This window comes from Streptomyces sp. NPDC085946 (assembly GCF_044540485.1).
In the GTDB taxonomy this organism is placed as follows: Bacteria; Actinomycetota; Actinomycetes; order Streptomycetales; family Streptomycetaceae; genus Streptomyces.
The window spans coordinates 258,084-275,760 of the sequence record NZ_JBITSF010000002.1; the positions used below are offsets into that span (position 1 = coordinate 258,084).

The 17,677-nt window shown below is 73.3% G+C and carries 14 protein-coding genes and 1 tRNA gene; 7 read left to right on the forward strand and 8 right to left on the reverse strand.

The window, feature by feature from the left end; all coding sequences use genetic code 11:
- Positions 1-209 precede the first annotated feature (209 nt).
- Genes ACIF8T_RS06800 through ACIF8T_RS06815 form a run of 4 tightly spaced genes read left to right on the forward strand, consistent with a single transcriptional unit; the run spans position 210 to position 3,028 of the window.
- Positions 210-371: a hypothetical protein gene (locus ACIF8T_RS06800; RefSeq protein WP_400031919.1), complete on the forward strand. Its 162-nt coding sequence runs from the start codon at positions 210-212 to the stop codon at positions 369-371.
- Positions 368-1,006 (forward strand): aminodeoxychorismate/anthranilate synthase component II, encoded by a 639-nt coding sequence (locus tag ACIF8T_RS06805; RefSeq protein ID WP_400031921.1) that lies wholly within the window; start codon positions 368-370, stop codon positions 1,004-1,006. The genes ACIF8T_RS06800 and ACIF8T_RS06805 overlap by 4 nt, the downstream gene beginning before the upstream one ends.
- Positions 1,003-2,253, forward strand: coding sequence for a class E sortase (locus tag ACIF8T_RS06810; RefSeq protein ID WP_400031923.1), 1,251 nt, complete (start codon positions 1,003-1,005; stop codon positions 2,251-2,253). The genes ACIF8T_RS06805 and ACIF8T_RS06810 overlap by 4 nt, the downstream gene beginning before the upstream one ends.
- Positions 2,254-2,266: 13 nt before the next feature.
- The gene (locus ACIF8T_RS06815) at positions 2,267-3,028 is read left to right on the forward strand and encodes a class E sortase (protein WP_400031925.1); all 762 of its coding nucleotides are present in this window, start codon (positions 2,267-2,269) and stop codon (positions 3,026-3,028) included.
- Positions 3,029-3,223: 195 nt separating this feature from the next.
- Here the strand turns inward: ACIF8T_RS06815 and pknB are convergent, their stop codons facing one another.
- The 6 genes from pknB to ACIF8T_RS06845 all read right to left on the reverse strand — a co-directional run bounded on the left by pknB (position 3,224) and on the right by ACIF8T_RS06845 (position 11,420).
- Positions 3,224-5,248, reverse strand: a complete 2,025-nt coding sequence (gene pknB, locus ACIF8T_RS06820; protein ID WP_400031927.1) for a Stk1 family PASTA domain-containing Ser/Thr kinase — start codon at positions 5,246-5,248, stop codon at positions 3,224-3,226.
- 169 nt (positions 5,249-5,417) lie between these two features.
- Complete coding sequence (locus tag ACIF8T_RS06825) at positions 5,418-6,890, reverse strand: peptidoglycan D,D-transpeptidase FtsI family protein (protein WP_400031929.1); 1,473 nt, start codon at positions 6,888-6,890, stop codon at positions 5,418-5,420.
- Complete coding sequence (locus tag ACIF8T_RS06830; RefSeq protein WP_400031931.1) at positions 6,887-8,323, reverse strand: FtsW/RodA/SpoVE family cell cycle protein; 1,437 nt, start codon at positions 8,321-8,323, stop codon at positions 6,887-6,889. Before ACIF8T_RS06830 ends, ACIF8T_RS06825 begins: the two co-directional genes overlap by 4 nt.
- Before the next feature lie 27 nt (positions 8,324-8,350).
- On the reverse strand, positions 8,351-9,913 hold the full coding sequence (locus ACIF8T_RS06835) for a Stp1/IreP family PP2C-type Ser/Thr phosphatase (RefSeq protein ID WP_400031933.1): 1,563 nt from the start codon (positions 9,911-9,913) through the stop codon (positions 8,351-8,353).
- A 132-nt stretch (positions 9,914-10,045) separates the two neighbouring features.
- Entirely contained in the window at positions 10,046-10,555 is a 510-nt protein-coding gene (locus ACIF8T_RS06840; RefSeq protein WP_400031935.1) for an FHA domain-containing protein, read from the reverse strand.
- Between the two features lie 10 nt (positions 10,556-10,565).
- A complete protein-coding gene (locus tag ACIF8T_RS06845) occupies positions 10,566-11,420 on the reverse strand; it encodes an FhaA domain-containing protein (protein ID WP_400031937.1) in 855 nt (284 codons plus the stop codon).
- A 406-nt stretch (positions 11,421-11,826) separates the two neighbouring features.
- Between ACIF8T_RS06845 and ACIF8T_RS06850 the strand changes: the two genes are divergently transcribed.
- Positions 11,827-11,910, forward strand: a tRNA-Leu gene (locus ACIF8T_RS06850).
- Positions 11,911-12,031: 121 nt separating this feature from the next.
- On the opposite strand, the gene ACIF8T_RS06855 is transcribed toward ACIF8T_RS06850, so the two are convergent.
- Complete coding sequence (locus ACIF8T_RS06855; RefSeq protein ID WP_400031939.1) at positions 12,032-14,482, reverse strand: ABC transporter permease; 2,451 nt, start codon at positions 14,480-14,482, stop codon at positions 12,032-12,034.
- 247 nt (positions 14,483-14,729) lie between these two features.
- Positions 14,730-15,476 (reverse strand): ABC transporter ATP-binding protein, encoded by a 747-nt coding sequence (locus tag ACIF8T_RS06860; protein WP_400031941.1) that lies wholly within the window; start codon positions 15,474-15,476, stop codon positions 14,730-14,732.
- 168 nt (positions 15,477-15,644) lie between these two features.
- On the opposite strand from ACIF8T_RS06860, the gene ACIF8T_RS06865 reads away from it, so the two are divergent.
- A complete protein-coding gene (locus tag ACIF8T_RS06865; RefSeq protein ID WP_400031943.1) occupies positions 15,645-16,952 on the forward strand; it encodes a sensor histidine kinase in 1,308 nt (435 codons plus the stop codon).
- Positions 16,925-17,584 carry a response regulator gene (locus ACIF8T_RS06870; protein WP_400031945.1) on the forward strand — a complete coding sequence of 220 codons (660 nt, stop codon included), beginning with the start codon at positions 16,925-16,927 and terminating at the stop codon, positions 17,582-17,584. Before ACIF8T_RS06865 ends, ACIF8T_RS06870 begins: the two co-directional genes overlap by 28 nt.
- Positions 17,585-17,677: the final 93 nt, after the last annotated feature.

Sequence of the window (17,677 nt, forward strand, 5' to 3'; positions counted from 1 at the left end):
CCGCACCCCGCTCGGTTTCACGTGGAACACCGCCCCGCGCGAAATCGCGCTTCGGAGATCGAGGCGATCGGCGCTGCGCCACGTACCTCGGGATACGTGCTTCCCGGCCGCCACCGAGCCCGCGGAGGCCGGGAAACCGGAGGCCCCACGCCGTTAGTCTGGTGACGTACGGCGTGGGTCGGGTGCCGTGGTGCGACGGAAGGGACGGCATGTACAGCTGGATCTGGCGGCATCTGCCGGGTAACGGATGGGTGAGGGCGCTCATCTCGCTCGTGCTGGTCCTCGCCGTGGTCTACATCCTCTTCCAGTACGTCTTCCCCTGGGCCGAGCCGCTGCTGCCCTTCAACGATGTGACGGTGGACAACCAGTGAGCGCGCGCATTCTCGTCGTCGACAACTACGACAGCTTCGTCTTCAACCTGGTCCAGTACCTCTACCAGCTCGGCGCCGAGTGCGAGGTGCTGCGCAACGACGAGGTGTCGACCGCGCACGCGCAGGACGGCTTCGACGGCGTGCTGCTGTCGCCGGGCCCCGGCACCCCCGAGGAGGCGGGTGTCTGCGTCGACATGGTGCGGCACTGCGCGTCGACCGGGGTGCCCGTCTTCGGCGTCTGCCTGGGCATGCAGTCGATGCAGGTGGCGTACGGCGGGGTCGTGGACCGGGCGCCGGAGCTGCTGCACGGCAAGACCTCGCCGGTCGAGCACGGGGGCAAGGGCGTCTTCCGGGGTCTGCCCTCCCCCTTCACGGCGACCCGCTACCACTCGCTGGCCGCCGAGCCGGCCACGGTCCCGGCCGAGCTGGAGGTCACGGCCCGCACCCACGACGGCATCGTCATGGGCCTCAGGCACCGCGAACTCCCCGTCGAGGGAGTGCAGTTCCACCCCGAGTCGGTGCTGACCGAACACGGGCACCGGATGCTGGCCAACTGGCTGGCGGAGTGCGGCGACCAGGACGCGGTGGCGAGGTCGGCGGGGCTCGCCCCGGTGGTGGGCAGGGCCACGGCGTGACCGCGCTGCGCCCCGAGCGCGAGTCCGGCACCTCGTACGGGCAGCAGGAGCCGTACGGGGGGCCGGGCACGTTCGAGGACTGGTCGGCGCAGGCGCCGGGCACCGGGGCGTACGGCGCGGTGCCCGGCGGGCCGGACCAGGGACCGTACGAGGGGGCGCCCGCAGGCCCGTACCCGGCCGCTCCGCACGACACGAGCGCGTACGGGCCGGGGACGGCCGGGTACGGGACGGCCGCCCACGAGACGGTTCCGCACCAGGCGGCCCGGTACGAAGGGGCCGCGGGGACGGCGCCCTCCGCGGGGTACGAACCACCCGTGGACGACGAGACGGTGGCGCTGCGGATACCGGATCCGCCGCCCGGCGCCGACGACGCCGTCACGGCGCCCGCGGCCCCTGGCGCCTCGCGGGCCGCCCGGAGCCCCGCCCCCGCTCCCGGCGGCCGCGCGGCCCGCAGGAAGGCCGCCAAACGGCGCCAGGGGCGCCACGGCGGACCCCGCCCCGCCCTGGAGGAGGCGGACGCCCCGCGGGCGCCGCTGTCCCGCGTGGAGGCCCGCAGACAGGCACGGGCGCGCCGGCCCGGCCCGGCCGTCGTCGCCAGCCGGGTGATCGGCGAGCTCTTCATCACCACCGGCGTGCTGATGCTGCTGTTCGTCAGCTACCAGCTGTGGTGGACCAACGTCCGGGCGCACGCCCAGGCGGACAAGGCGACCAGCAGCCTCCAGGACGACTGGGCCAGCGGCAGGCGCGCCCCGGGCGCCTTCGAGCCGGGGCAGGGCTTCGCCATCCTGCACATCCCCAAGCTGGACGTGGTCGTGCCGATCGCCGAGGGCACCAGCAGCAAGAAGGTCCTCGACCGGGGCATGGTCGGGCACTACGCCGACGGGGCGCTGAAGACCGCGATGCCGGACGCCGAGACCGGCAACTTCGGGCTCGCGGGCCACCGCAACACCCACGGCGAACCCTTCCGGTACATCAACCGGCTCCAGCCGGGCGACCCGATCGTCGTGGAGACGCAGGACACGTACTACGTCTACACGATGGCGTCGATCCTGCCGGTGACCCCGCCCAGCAACGTCCGTGTCCTCGACCCGGTCCCCGCGGGCTCGGGCTTCACCGAGGCCGGCCGCTACATCACGCTCACCACGTGCACGCCGGAGTTCACCAGCAAGTACCGCATGATCGTCTGGGGCAAGATGGTCGAGGAACGGCCGCGCAGCAAGGGCAAGCCGGATGCGCTCGTCAGTTAAGGGCAGATGAAACGTGGCAGCGACCGCCGACGACACCGCAGAGCACACCGACGCCCCCGCGTCCCCGGCCCCTCCGGCGCGCCGCCGGGGCGCCGGCGGCGTGATCGCGGGCGTGGTCAGCGTCTTCGGGGAACTCCTCATCACCACGGGCCTGGTCCTCGGCCTGTTCGTCGTCTACTCGCTGTGGTGGACGAACGTGGTCGCGGACCGGGCGGCCGACCAGCAGGCCGACAAGGTCCGTGACACCTGGGCCCACCAGGAGGAGGACGAGGCCCCCGCCACGTTCGACTCCAAGAACGGCATCGGCTTCCTGCACGTGCCCGCGATGAGCAAGGACGAGATCCTCGTCGAGAAGGGCACCTCCATGAAGGTGCTCAACGACGGCGTCGCCGGCTACTACACCGACCCCGTCAAGGCGACCCTGCCGACGTCGGGCAAGAAGGGCAACTTCTCGCTCGCCGCCCACCGCGACGGCCACGGCGCCAAGTTCCACAAGATCGACAAGATCGCCGAGGGCGACCCGATCGTCTTCGAGACGAAGGACAAGTGGTACGTCTACAAGGTCTACGCCATCCTCCCCGAGACCTCGAAGTTCAACGTCCAGGTCCTGACGAAGGTCCCCAAGGAGTCCGGCAGGACCAAGGCCGGCCACTACATCACCCTGACGACCTGCACCCCGGTCTACACCAGCCGGTACCGCTACATCGTCTGGGGCGAGCTGGAGCGCGTGGAGAAGGTGGACGAGAACCGGACGCCGCCGAAGGAACTGCGCTGACCCCGCCCACCGCCTGACCCCACCGCCCGCCCCCGCCCGGCCCAGGCCCGCGGCCACCGCCCGATCCCGGCCCGCCGCCCCGCCCGATCCCGGCCTGACGCCGCCGTCCGGCACCCGGCACGACGCACGACAGAGCCCCGGCCCTCCGATGAGGGCCGGGGCTCGCGTCGTGCGGAGCGGCTGCGGGCAGCCGGGTCAGTCGTCCTCGTTCTGGCCGGTGAGGCCGCCGAAGAAGCCGCCGCCGTTGTCGCCGCCGCCGTTGTTCCCGCCGCCGTTGTTCCCGCCGGTGGTGGTCAGCGTGATCGTCTGGCCGCCCGGGTTCTCGACCTCGGTGCCCGGCTGCGGGTCCTGCTGGGTCACCACCGCGTTGTCGTCACCGGAACCGGCGACCTGGATGTTGGTGAACCCGGCCTGCTGCAGGATCTGGCGGGCCTGGGCCAGCGTCCGCAGGCGGACCTCCGGCACCGACACCTTCTTCTGCTCCTTGGCCTTGCCGATCTTGATGTCGACCGACGAGCCCTTGTCGACCTGGGTGCTCGCCTGGGGCGTCGTCGAGATGACCTTGCCGGCCTGGTTCGGGTCGTCGACCTCCACCTCGGTGCAGTTGCCCTGCAGGTCGTTGGCCGACATCTGCGCCTTGGCCTCGTCGCAGGACTTGCCGACGACGTCGGGGACGGTGGACTTCTCCTCCGCCTTGGCGACGATGAGGGTGACCGTCGAACCCTTCTCCACCTCTTCGCCGGTGGTCGGGTTCTGCTCCAGCACCGTGCCCGGGTCCTCGGGCGACTCCCGGGTCTCCGTCTCCACGTCGAACTGGTACTTGTCGCCCTCGAGCTTGTCCTTGGCCTCGTCGATGCTCAGGCCGGTGACGCTGGGCACGGTGACCTTCGGCGCGCCGGTGGAGACCACGAGGTTGACGACGGAGCCCTTGTCGACCGTCTCCCCCTGCTTCGGATCCTGCGTGCAGACCTTGCCCTTGCTCTGGTTCTCGCAGGGCTTCTCGGTGAAGGTGAGCTCCAGCTCGGCGTTCTTGGCCAGGCGCTGCGCCTTCTCCTGCGTCTCCCCGACGAAGACCGGGACGGGGACCGTGTCGTTGTCCGGTCCCCCCTCCCCGCTGAACGCCCACCGCCCGATCAGGATCGCGCCGACCAGCACCAGGACGCCCGCCACGACCAGCAGGACGGTCGAGGTGCTGGACTTGCGCTGCGGCTGGCGGCGGCGGTCGGGGCGGTCGTCGTAGCCGTAGCCGTCGTCCGGGTTCATGGGCGGCAGCATCGACGTGGCGGCGGCGCCGGAGTCGGCGCGCAGGGCCGTCGTCGCCTGGTCGTCGGGATAGCCGCCGTAGCCGACCGCGCCCATGGCCGCGGTGGCCGCGACGGGCTGGCCGTCGAGGCAGGCCTCGATGTCGGCGCGCATCTCGTCGGCGGACTGGTAGCGGTAGTCCGGGTCCTTGACGAGCGCCTTCATCACGATCGCGTCCATCTCGGGCGTGATCTCGGGGTCGAAGACGCTCGGCGGCTGCGGCTCCTCCCGGACGTGCTGGTAGGCGACCGCGACGGGGGAGTCGCCGACGAACGGCGGACGGACCGTCAGCAGCTCGTACAGCAGGCAGCCGGTGGAGTACAGGTCGGAGCGGGCGTCGACCTGCTCGCCCTTGGCCTGCTCCGGGGAGAGGTACTGGGCGGTGCCGATCACGGCCGCGGTCTGCGTCATCGTCATGCCGGCGTCGCCCATGGCGCGGGCGATGCCGAAGTCCATCACCTTGACCTGGCCGCCCCGCGTCAGCATGACGTTGGCCGGCTTGATGTCGCGGTGCACGATGCCGTTGCGGTGGGCGTACTCCAGGCCCTGGAGGATGCCGATGGTCATCTCCATCGACCGCTCCGGCAGCAGCTTGCGGCCGGAGTGCAGCAGCTCGCGGAGCGTGGAGCCGTCGACGTACTCCATCACGATGTACGGGATCGAGACCCCGTCGATGTAGTCCTCGCCCGTGTCGTAGACCGCGACGATCGCGGGATGGTTGAGCGAGGCGGCCGACTGGGCCTCCCGGCGGAACCGGGCCTGGAAGGACGGGTCGCGCGCGAGATCCGCGCGCAGCGTCTTCACCGCCACGGTGCGGCCGAGGCGGGTGTCATGGGCGAGATACACCTCTGCCATGCCACCGCGGCCGAGCACCTGGCCCAGCTCGTACCGGCCGCCGAGGCGACGCGGCTCTTCCATAGCTACCTACCAGCCCTCTCCGTCGGTCCCGACCGGCACGCTCGTACGGTCGGAGGCTGCCGTCCGGGCCTACCGTACCCGGCTCGTTCTGTGTGACCTGGCCAAGCCCGTCACCCGATACAGGACCGGTATCGCAACGTGCACCGATGTGAAGCAGACGTGAGCGGAGTCACTTGTTGCTGTCGACGACGGCCTCCATCACGTCCTTCGCGATGGGGGCCGCGAGACCGCCGCCGGAGATGTCGTCGCGGTTGGCGTTCTCGTCCTCGATGACCACCGCCACGGCGACCGGGGAGCTGTCGTCACCGGTCTTGGCGTACGAGATGAACCACGCGTACGGGTTCTCGCTGTTGTCGACGCCGTGCTGGGCGGTACCGGTCTTGCCGCCCACCGTGACGCCGGGGATCTGCGCGTTGCGGCCCGTGCCGTCCGCGACGACCGTCTCCATCATCGACTGCAGGATCTGCGCGTTCTCCGCGGACAGCGGCCGGCTCAGCTCCTCCGGGTCGGTCTTGGAGATCGGGTCGAGGCCGGGGGACTGCAGCGCGTCGACCATGTACGGCTTCATCAGCTTGCCGTCGTTGGCGACGGCCGAGGCGACCATGGCCATCTGCAGCGGGGTCGCGGCGGTCTCGAACTGGCCGATGGAGCTCAGCGCGGTCTGCGGCCGGTCCATGTCGTCGGGGAAGACGGAGGCGCTGGAGCGCACCGGCGTGAACTGCTCCTCGTTGAAGCCGAACTTCTCCGCCGTCTCCAGCATCTTGTCCTTGCCGAGGTCGGACCCGATCTTGCCGAAGACCGTGTTGCAGGAGACCCGCAGTGCCTCGCGCAGCGAGGCGTCCTTGCAGGGCAGGTCGCCCTCGTTCTTCAGCACCGTGGTGGTGTCCGGCATCGTCCACGGCAGCGGCGAGTCGGTCTTCTCGTCGGCGTCGTCGTACAGCCCCTCCTCCAGCGCGGCGGCCGCGGTGACCACCTTGAAGGTGGAGCCCGGCGGGTACGTCTCGCGCAGCGCCCGGTTGAGCATCGGGTCGTCGGGGTTGTTCTTCTTCTGCAGCTTCTTCCAGGCCTCGGCGTCCGAGGCGCCGTCACCGGCGATCGACGACGGGTCGTACGACGGGTACGACGCCAGCGCCAGGATCTTGCCCGTGGACGGCTCCAGCGCCACCACGGCGCCCTTGCCGCCCTGCCGCTTCAGGCCGTTGTACGCGGCCTTCTGCGCGGCGGCGTTGAGCGTCGTGACGACGTTGCCGCCCTCCTTGTTCTTGCCCGTCAGCATGTCGAGCGTGTTGCGGAAGAACAGCCGGTCGTCGTTGCCGGTGAGGATGCCGTCCTCGATGGACTCCAGCTGGTTGGCGCCGTAGGCCTGCGACACGAAGCCGGTGACGGGCGCCCACATGGCGCCGTTCTTGTACGTGCGCTTGTACTTGAAGTCGCCCGAGGTGGTGGCGTGCCCGGTGATCGGGTCGCCGCCGACGATGATGTCGCCGCGCGGCGAGGCGTACCGCTCGATGGCGACACGGCGGTTGTGCTCGTCGGTGCGCAGGGCGTCCGCCTGGACGTACTGCAGCCAGTTGTCCCGGATGAGCAGGGTGAGGATCAGCAGGCCACAGAAGATCGCGATCCGGCGCAGGGGCTTGTTCACGGTCGGACCACCTGGGTCATCTCGGCGTCGGGGTTGGTGGCGGGGGCGGGTGCGGGGCGGCGGGCGGTGTCGCTGATGCGCAACAGGATGCCGATCAGCGCCCAGTTGGCGATCACGGACGAACCGCCGGAGGCGAGGAACGGCATCGTCATGCCGGTCAGCGGGATCAGGCCCATCACACCGCCGGCGACGACGAAGACCTGCAGCGCGAACGCGCCGGACAGGCCGATGGCGAGCAGCTTGCCGAACGGGTCGCGGGCGGCGAGGGCGGTGCGCACGCCGCGTTCCACGATCAGCGCGTACAGCAGCAGCAGCGCCATCACGCCGGCCAGGCCCAGCTCCTCGCCGAAGGTGGCGAGGATGAAGTCGGAGTTGGCGGCGAAGCGGATCAGGTCGGAGTGGCCCTGCCCCCAGCCGGTGCCGAGGGTGCCGCCGGAGCCGAACGCCCACAGCGCCTGCATGGCCTGCTCGGAGTGGCCGACGACGCCCTCGCGGGAGAGCGTGTACTCGCGCATCGGGTCGAGCCAGGCGTCGACGCGCTGCTGGATGTGCGGCTCGAAGGAGGCCACGCCGACGGCGCCCACGGCGGACATCAGCAGGCCGAAGACGATCCAGCTGGTCCGCTCGGTCGCCACGTACAGCATGATCACGAACATGCCGAAGAACAGCAGCGAGGTGCCGAGGTCGGTCTCGAAGACCAGGATGAGGATCGAGATCGCCCAGACGACCAGGATCGGGCCGAGGTCGCGGCCGCGCGGCAGGTACAGCCCCATGAAGCGGCGGCTGGCGAGCGCCAGCGCGTCGCGCTTGACCATCAGGTAGCCGGCGAAGAACACCGCGAGCACGATCTTCGCGAACTCACCGGGCTGGATGGAGAAACCGGCGATCGAGATCCAGATCTTGGCGCCGTAGAGGTCCTTGCCGAGGCCCGGCACCAGCGGCAGCAGCAGCAGGAACAGCGCGCCGACCATGGAGATGTAGGTGTAGCGCTGGAGGACCCGGTGGTCCTTGAGGAAGATCAGCACCGCGACGAACAGCGCGATGCCCATCGCCGTGTACATCAGCTGGCGTGGCGCGGCGCTGCCCGCCTGACCGATCGACTGCAGCAGCTCGGACTGGTCCAGCCGCCAGATGGCGACCAGCCCGAGCCCGTTGAGCAGCGTCGCCAGCGGCAGCAGCAGCGGGTCCGCGTACGGGGCGAACTTCCGGACGACGAGGTGTCCGACGCCGGCCAGCAGGCCGAGGCCGAGCCCGTAGCTCAGCAGGCCCGACGGCACCTGGTCGTTGAGGGCCAGCCCCACGTTGGCGTAGGCGAACACGGGGATGACGACGGCGAACACCAGCAGCGCGAGCTCGGTGTTGCGCCGGCTGGGGGCGCCGATCGAGCCGATCGTGGACGTGTGGTGCGTCGGCGAGTTGGTAGTACTGCTCATCGTGTGCCAGGGCCTCTCACGGCTTGCCTACTGCTTACCGCACAGCGAGACGACCTTCTGCTCCTCCTCCGAGAGGCTGGGGCCGGGGCTGGGAGTGGGTGCGGTCGTGGACGGGGACGGGGACTTCTCCGGTGCCGCCGGCGAACCCGAGGGGGAACCCGACGGGTTCGGCGGCGGCGTGGCCTTGGACGTGAAGGAGGCGGGAGTGGTTCCCGTGGTGCCCCCGGCCTCGCCCTGGCCCGTCTCGGCGTTCCTCGCGCTGTCGGCGGCGCGCCGCTGCGCCTCCTTCTTGCACGCGGAGGCCTGTACCGACAGTTCCTCGATCTTCCGCTGGGCGCCCTTCAGGTCGCCCTCGGCGATCGTCGCCTCGACCAGCTTCTGCTGGTAGGGCGGCAGGTACTTGAGTTCGATCTCGGGGTGGTCCCGCTCGACCTCCGACAGCGACACCCAGGCGAGGTCCTGGCTGATGCCCCGGTACAGCGCGACGTGCTCGTCCTTCGTGCCGACGTAGTACTGCGTCTGCGTCCAGCGCCACCCGCCGTACAGGCCGCCGCCGATGACGGCGAGCGCGAGGACGCCGTACAGGGACGTCTTCAGCCACCGGAGGTTCTTGCGGGGCTTGACGAAGTCGTCGTCGCCGTAGTCGCCGAAGCCGCCGGCGGGGATGTAGCCGGTGGTGTCGCCGCTGCCGGGCGGGCCGAACTCGCCGCCGCCCCCGCCGTCGCCCCGGCCGCGGCGGCCGAGGCCGGAGGCGCGGCCGGCCGGCGTCTGCATGATGCCGTTGTCGCTCGGCTGGTTCTGGTTCTCGGCGACCGCGCCGACCACGACGGGCGTGTCGGACAGCTGGCCCGCGAGGGTGTCGCCGGTGTCCAGGTCGAGGACGTCGGCGACGATGACGGTGATGTTGTCCGGGCCGCCGCCGCGCAGTGCCAGCTCGATGAGGTTCTGGACGGTCTCCTGGGGGCCCTGGTAGCTGGCCAGGGTGTCTTCCAGGGTCTGGTGCGAGACGACCCCGGACAGGCCGTCGGAGCAGATCAGGTAGCGGTCGCCGGCCCGCACCTCGCGGATGGACAGGTCGGGTTCGACGTGGTCGCCGCTGCCCAGCGCGCGCATCAGCAGGGAGCGCTGCGGGTGGGTGGTGGCTTCCTCCTCGGTGATGCGGCCCTCGTCGACCAGCCGCTGCACCCAGGTGTGGTCCTGCGTGATCTGCGTCAGCACGCCGTCGCGCAGCAGGTACGCGCGCGAGTCGCCGACGTGGACGAGGCCGAGCCGCTGCCCGGTCCACAGCAGCGCGGTCAGGGTGGTCCCCATGCCCTCCAGCTCGGGGTCCTCCTCGACCATGGCCCGCAGCTGGTCGTTGGCGCGCTGGACGGCGGTGCCGAGCGAGGTGAGGATGTCGGAGCCGGGGATGTCGTCGTCGAGCGCCACGATCGTGGAGATGGCCTCGGAGGAGGCGACCTCGCCGGCCGCGGCGCCGCCCATGCCGTCGGCGATGGCGAGCAGGCGCGGACCGGCGTAACCGGAGTCCTCGTTGCCCTCCCGGATCATGCCCTTGTGCGATCCGGCGGCGAAGCGCAGGGACAGACTCATGCGCACCTCGCCTGTCGGCTCCGGGTACAGCCGGTCGTGTCGAGCCACACTGCCCACCCTCCGGTCGGGAGCGCGCCGGGGCCCGGGGTGAGGACCGCCGCTGCGTGCTCGCTCCGCTCGCTCATTGTCGTACTACTTCCGCAGCTCGATGACGGTCTTGCCGATGCGGATCGGCGCGCCCAGCGGAATCGGTGTGGGGGTCGTCAGCCGGGTCCGGTCCAGGTACGTGCCGTTGGTGGACCCCAGGTCCTCGACGATCCACTGGCCGTCGCGGTCCGGGTAGATCCTGGCATGGCGGCTGGAGGCGTAGTCGTCGTCCAGCACGATCGTGCTGTCGTGCGCCCGGCCCAGGGTGATGGTCTGGCCCTGCAGCGCGACGGTGGTGCCCGTGAGGATGCCCTCGGTCACCACCAGCTTGGTGGGAGCGTTGCGGCGCGCGCGGCCGCCGCTCGGCTGCTGGCGCTGCTGCGGCGGCGCCTGACGGGCGGCCTGCTGGGACCGCCCCGCGTCCCGTCGCGACCCGCGCTGGGTGACGCGCGTGCCGAACAGGTCGCTCCGGATGACCTGCACGGCCACGATCACGAACAGCCACAGTACGGCCAGGAACCCCAGCCGCATGACCGTGAGGGTCAGCTCTGACATTGCCCCCGCTTCACCCTTCGGCTTGCCTATAGATAACGGTGGTGCTGCCCACGACGATCCGCGAGCCGTCGCGGAGCGTAGCGCGGGTGGTGTGCTGCCCGTCCACCACGATGCCGTTGGTGGATCCGAGATCCTGGATCGTCGAGGGCGTTCCGGTCCGGATCTCGCAGTGCCGGCGGCTCACGCCGGGGTCGTCGATCCGCACGTCGGCGTCGGTGCTGCGGCCCAGCACCAGCGTCGGGCGGGAGATCTGGTGGCGGGTGCCGTTGATCTCGATCCAGTGGCGGGTGCGTCCGCCGGGAGCGGGCGCGGCGGGGGGCCGCTGCCCGGCCGCGGCCGGCGGGTAGCCGTACCCGCCGGGACGGCCGCCGGGCGGCGGCGCGGCCGGCATGGGCGGGGCGCCCGCGGGGGAGGCGGCCGGCGGGTAGCCGTAGCCGCCGGGACGGCCGGCCGGGGCGGCGGGCGAGGCGGGGGCCGCGGCCTGGCTGCTGGAGGAGGCGAGCGTACGGCTGCGCACCCGGTACAGGCCGGTGTCGAGGTCGTCCGCCTTCTCCAGGTGCACCTTGATCGGGCCCATGAAGGTGTAGCGCTGCTGCTTGGCGTAGTCGCGCACCATGCCGGCGAGCTCGTCGCCGAGCTGCCCGGAGTACGGGCTGAGCCGCTCGTAGTCCGGGGCGCTCAGCTCGACGATGAAGTCGTTGGGCACGACCGTACGGTCGCGGTTCCAGATCGTCGCGTTGTTGTCGCACTCGCGCTGGAGCGCACCCGCGATCTCCACGGGCTGTACCTCGGACTTGAACACCTTGGCGAAGGTGCCGTTGACCAGACCTTCGAGACGCTGCTCGAACTTCTTCAGGACTCCCATGGGGCACCTCCTCCGTCCGCTGTCCTGCGTACTGCCTCGCGTACTGCTTACCTGCTGCCGGTCGTACTGCTCACTGATCGTATCCACGCGCCGGTCAATCGGGTGGTTCCCCCGGCGCTCCCCTTCGAACTCCTCGGAAGCACTCCTGCGCGCGGTTCTGCCAAGGATCGTAGAGGCGGGCGCAAACCAGTGTCCCGCACCCGGCTGTGGACCCCGACCGGCTCCCGGGCGGACGGGGAGGACCGGTACGAGGTTGATACGTGTCGCGGACGGTGCGCAGGCCCGTGCGGGGGCGCCCTTCCCGGGCCCGCGGCAAGGGATGTGAATCCACCCCGCACAGCGTGCTAATGTTCTGCGTGTCGGAAGGCGCCGGACCGAAAGGAAAGGCCCGGAGGACACACCCAATGCGCGGGTGGCGGAATAGGCAGACGCGCTGGATTCAGGTTCCAGTGCCCGCAAGGGCGTGGGGGTTCAACTCCCCCCTCGCGCACACCGAGGGAACGGGTCCCTGCAAGTGACGGAAGTCACCTGCAGGGGCCCGTTTCTCGTTGTCCCGGCGGTCGCGCGCGGGCCCGGTCCCGCCGTGCGGCCGTGACCTATCTCACGGACCGTCATTCCCGCAGTCCCGCCCCCGCGACCGCCCGGCGGCGCAGGAGCAGACCGGCGGGGACGACCGAGGCGACGACGGCGAGGACCGCGCAGGCGGCCGTGGTCGCGGCGAGGGCCGTCCAGGGCAGCCGGAGGCCCGCCGGGACCGACAGCAGGGCCAGGGCCGCCCCCATGCCGGCCAGGTTCAGCGCGGCGGCCAGCAGGCCGAGCAGCGCCCCGACCGCGACCACCAGGAGCGCCTCGGCGGCCACCGTCCACAGCACCTGCGGGCCCGTGGCCCCGGCCAGGCGCAGCGCGACCAGGTCCCGCACCCGGTCGGAGGCCGCCATGACCATGGTGCTGACCAGCGAGATGCCGGTGTACAGCAGCGCGATGCCGAGGACCAGCAGGAGACCGAGCCGGGTGGCGCGGTCGGTGCGGGGACGGACCGCGTCCAGCCACTGCTCCCGGGTGAGCACCCGCCCGCCGGAGGCCCGCACCGCCTCGCGCAGCCCGGCGGCCACGGCGTCCGCGCCGGCGCCGTCGGCCAGGGCGACGTCGACCCGGTCGACGGGGGCGCCGGGCGCGTTGCGGGGGGTGACGTAGACGCCGTTGTCGCCGGTGCCGGTGGCCGTCACCGCGGCGATCCGCAGGGTCCGCCGCGTGCCGTCGGCGAGCCACACCCGGACCCGCTCGCCGACGGTGTGCCGCTCCCACTCCTCGTCGACGACGATCGAGCCGTCGTCGAGGTCGCCGAGCCGGCCGGCGGTGAGCGGCAGGCGCGCGGTGGCGGCCAGGGCGTCCGGGTCGGCGGCCCGGGCGGGCCGGCCGGTCAGGGCCACGCCGTCCTCCAGGACGTGGACGGTGCTGGAGGCGCTCGCCGACACCTCGGCGCCGGGGACCGCGCGCAGGGCGCGCAGCGTCGCCCCGTCGAAGCCGGCGCCGCCCGGCGGGGTGACGACGAACGCGGCGGCCGTGCGCTCCCGCGTCTCGGCGGCCTTCGCCTCGTCCAGGGTGGCCGTGGCGCCCAGCAGCGAACCCGCCAGGGCCACCGTGACCAGGACGGGCGCCGCGACCGCGGCACCGCGCCGCACCCCGGCGGCCGCGTTCTCCCGCACCAGCACACCGGTGGCGCCCGGCAGCCGGGCGGGCAGCCGGGCCAGCAGCCGGGCCAGGGGACGCACCAGCGCCGGGGCGAGCAGCGCCACCGCGGTGATCAGCAGCATCGGGCGGCTCACGTAGGTCTTGCGGTGCAGCAGGTCGCCCGGGTCGCAGGCCAGGGCCCGGGCGAGCGTCACGGCCGCCGCCAGCAGCAGGGCCGCACCGGACAGCAGGCGGCCCCGGGTCAGGACGCCGCTGTCCACGGACGCCTCGCGCAGCGCCTGGAGGGGCCCGGTGCGCCCGGCCCGCCAGGACGCGGCGGCCGCCCCGCCGAGCGCGACGAGCAGGCCGGTCCAGAAGGCCGCGTGGTACGGCCAGGCGTGGTCGCCGAGCGTGAACCAGGCGGGGGCCAGGCCGCCGTCCACCACCCGCGCGACCAGGTGCGGGGCGCCGTACGCGCCGAGCAGGCAGCCGGCCGCCGAGGCGGGGACGCCGACGGCCAGGGCCTCGGCGAGCACCGCGCGGCGCAGCTGTCCGGGCGTCGCGCCCGTGACGCGCAGCAGGCCGAACTCGCGGCGCCGCTGGGCGACCGCGAACGCGAAGGTGGACGCCACGACGAACACCGACACGAAGGCGGTGACGCCGCCGGCCGTGCCGAACAGGGCGTTCAGCGCGGTGAGGGCCTCGCGGTCCCGGTCGGGACCGGCGTCCGCGCGGCGGCGCGCGTCCCCGGTGAGGACCTGCGCGCTGCCGCCCACCACCGCGCGGACGGCCGCCGGGTCGGCGTCCACCACCAGCTGGACGCTGTCCGGCGCGAGGCGGGCGGCGTGGGCGTCGGTGTGGAAGACGGCGTTCTCGAAGCCGCGCGGGGCCAGGACGGCCACGACCCGCACGGTGCCCCGGTCGGTGCGGATCCGGTCGCCGGGCCGCGCCCAGCCGCCGGTGACGGCCACCTCGCCGGCCGCGCGCGGCGCGCGCCCCGCGACGGTCGTGTACGGGGCGAACGCGGCGGTGGACCAGGGGTGGCCCACCAGGTCGGCGGGGGCGCCCGCGGCGCGCACCGGGAACGACCGGTCCTCGACCACGGTGCCCAGCCCGCGCAGCGCGGCGACGGTCCCGGCGGGCACCGGCCGGGGCCGGTCCAGGGGCCGCACCCGGTCGCCGGCCGGGGTCGGCACCCGCAGGGTGTCCGTGCCCCGCACCACGACCGGCGCGGCGGCGAACCGCTGCGGCGCGCGGCCGGGGGCGTCCAGCGAGGCGGCCAGCGCCAGGCCCGTCGCTGTGAGCAGGGCCACGCCCAGCGCGAGGGCGGTGAAGCTGCCGGCGAAGCCGGTCCAGCGGGTGCGCAGGGTGTGCAGGGTGACGGTCAGCACGGGCGGGCCTCCGGGCGGGGCGTGGGGGTGGTGGAGGCGGTGCGGGGGGTGGGCGGGGTGGGTGGGGTGTGGAGGGTGGTGTCCGGGGCCGGGGTGGTGAAGCCGCCGGTGGAGCCGGTCCGGGGGATGGGGCGGGTGCGCCCGGTGGGACGGATGGGCTCAGTGGGACCGATGTGGGTGTCTCCGGTGAGACGGGTGTGTTCGGTGGGTCGGGTGTGCCCGATGGGTCGGGTGTGCCCGGTGACGGTCAACACGGGTGGGTCTCCAGCCGGGTCATGCGGGCGGCGATGGCGGCGGCGTCCGCGCCGGCCAGTTCGCCGTGGACGCGTCCGTCGGTGAGGAAGACCACCCGGTCGGCGTGGGAGGCGGCCACCGGGTCGTGCGTGACCATGACGACCGTCCGGCCCTCCCGGTCCACCACGGCGCGCAGCAGCGCCAGGACCTCGCCGCCGGTCCGCGTGTCGAGGGCACCGGTCGGCTCGTCGCCGAACAGCACCTCGGGGCGGGTGATCAGGGCGCGGGCCAGGGCGACGCGCTGCTGCTGGCCGCCGGACAGCTCGCCGGGCCGGTGCCGCGCCCGCTCGCCGAGGCCGACCCGGTCGAGCACCTCGCGCACCCGCGCCCGGGGCACCCGCCGGCCGGCCAGGCGCAGCGGCAGCGCCACGTTCTGCTCGGCGGTCAGCGACGGCAGCAGGTTGAAGGCCTGGAAGACGAACCCGACGCGTTCGCGGCGCAGCAGCGTCAGCCGCCGCTCGCTCAGCCCGGTCAGGTCGGTGCCGCCCACGGTCACCGACCCGGACGTGGGCCGGTCGAGGCCGGCGGCGCACTGCAGCAGGGTCGACTTGCCGGAGCCGGAGGGGCCCATGACGGCCGTGAACGTCCCCCGGGGGAAGGCGAGCGAGACCGCGTCGAGCGCCGTCACCGCGCTCTCCCCCGAGCCGTACCGCCTGCTGACGGACCGCAGTGCGACGGCCTCGCCGTGCGTCTGTCCCACCTGCCCCAACTCCCTTTTCCCGCCGGTCTCCTGATGCCTCCACGAAACCGTCCGGGGCCCGTCCGGCGCAGTGCGGCAGGGCCTAGAGCGGGGGTAGGGCCAGACCTACCCCCGAACCTCGTGCCGGGCCGATGGCCCGCGGGGCGGCGGGCTCCTACGGTGATCCGCATGGACCCTCGCACCGTGTGGCAGGCCCTGCCCCGCCCCGGCTACCTGCTGTCGGCGTGGCCCTGGCGGTCGGCCGCCTACCTGCTCACCGGCGCGCTGACCGGCCTCCTCGCGCTCGCCGGGATCGCGAGCGCCGCGGTGCTCGGCGGGGTGCTCGCCGTCGTCCTGGTGGGGCTGCCGCTGCTGGTCCTCACGGCCCTGGCGGGCCTGCCGGTGGCCGCGGTGGAGCGGCGCCGGCTGCGCCTGGTCGACGCGGACCCGGCCCCCGGCCGGCACCGGACGCCCGCCGCCGCGGGCCTGCGGGCCTGGCTGGCGACCCGGCTGCGGGAGCGGGCCACCTGGCGGGAGTTCGGCTTCGCCCTGCTGTTCGCGGGGCTGCTGTGGCCGGTCGACGCCCTCGCGCTGACCGTCGTCCTGCTGGCCCCGGCGTCCGTGGCGGCCACCCCGCTGCTCCTGGCCGCCGCGGGCGACGGGCGGGAGGTGAAGGTGCTCAAGCAGTGGACGGTGACCACCTGGCCCGCCGCGTGCGCCGTCGCCGTCCTCGGCCTGGTGCTGCTGGCCCTGGGCGCCTACCTCCTGGGCGTCGCGGCCGGCGCCCGGGCCGGGCTGACCCGGCTGCTGATCGCCCCGCGCGACGGCGACCTGGGCGACCGGGTGGTCGAACTCACCCGTTCCCGCGTGCGGTTGGTGGACGCCTTCGAGGCGGAGCGGCGGCGCATCGAACGCGACCTGCACGACGGGGCGCAGCAGCGGCTGGTGGCGCTGACGATGATGCTCGGCCTCGCCCGGCTGGACGCCCCGCCCGGACCCCTCGCCGAGCAGCTCGCCAGGGCCCACGCCGAGGCGGGCAGGGCGCTGGAGGAACTGCGCGAACTCGTCCACGGCATCCACCCCAAGGTCCTCGCCGACTACGGCCTCGCGGCCGCCGTCGCCGACGCCGCCGACCGCTCCGCCGTCCCCGTCGACGTCGGCCTGGACCTGCCCGGGCGGCTCCCGCAGGCCGTCGAGGCCGCCGCGTACTTCGTGGTCTGCGAGGCGCTCGCCAACGTCGCCCGGCACAGCGGGGCGAGCCGGGCGCGGGTCGGCGGCGGGCACCGCGGGGGGCGGCTGGTGCTGGAGATCCGCGACGACGGCCGGGGCGGCGCCGAGGCCGGGGCGGGCAGCGGGCTGACCGGACTCGCGGACCGGGTGTCGGTGCTCGATGGCACACTCGCCCTGTCCAGTCCGCCCGGCGGACCGACCCTGCTGCGTGTGGAGATCCCTTGCGTCCCGTGCGTCCCGTGCGAGCCGACCGAGCCCTGCGCGTAGTGCTGGCCGAGGACAGCGTGCTGCTGCGGGAAGGGCTCGTCGGCCTGCTGGGCCGCTGCGGACACCAGGTCGTCGCGGCGGTCGGCGACGCCGAGGCACTCGTCGGCGCCGTCCGGGAGCACTCCCCCGACATCGTGGTCACCGACGTCCGCATGCCCCCCGGTTTCCAGGACGAGGGCCTGCACGCGGCCGTGCGGCTGCGCCGGGAGCGGCCGGCCCTGCCCGTCCTCGTCCTCAGCCAGTACGTGCAGCGGACGTACGCCTCCGACCTGCTCGACTCCGGTGACGGGACCGGTGTCGGCTACCTGCTCAAGGACCGGGTCGGGCAGGTCGAGGAGTTCGTCGGGGCGCTGTGCGAGGTGGCGGCCGGCGGCACGGTCGTCGACCCGGAGGTCGTACGGCAGTTGCTGCGCCGGCGCCGCGACCCGCTGGAGCGGCTCACCCCGCGGGAGCGGGAGGTGCTGGCGCTGATCGCGCAGGGCCGGTCCAACGGGGCGATCGCCCGCGACCTGGTGGTCTCCGAGGCGGCCGTGGGCAAGCACATCAGCGGCATCCTCGCCAAGCTGGACCTGCCGCCGACGGACGACGGCCATCGCAGGGTGCTGGCGGTCCTGGCGTATCTGCGGGCGTGAGGAGCGCCGTACGGGCGTTGCGCCGGCGCTGCGAGCAGGCGTGGAGCAGCGGGGCGTGCGCGGGGGCGGGGGACCCGCGCCGGGTCCGTGTGC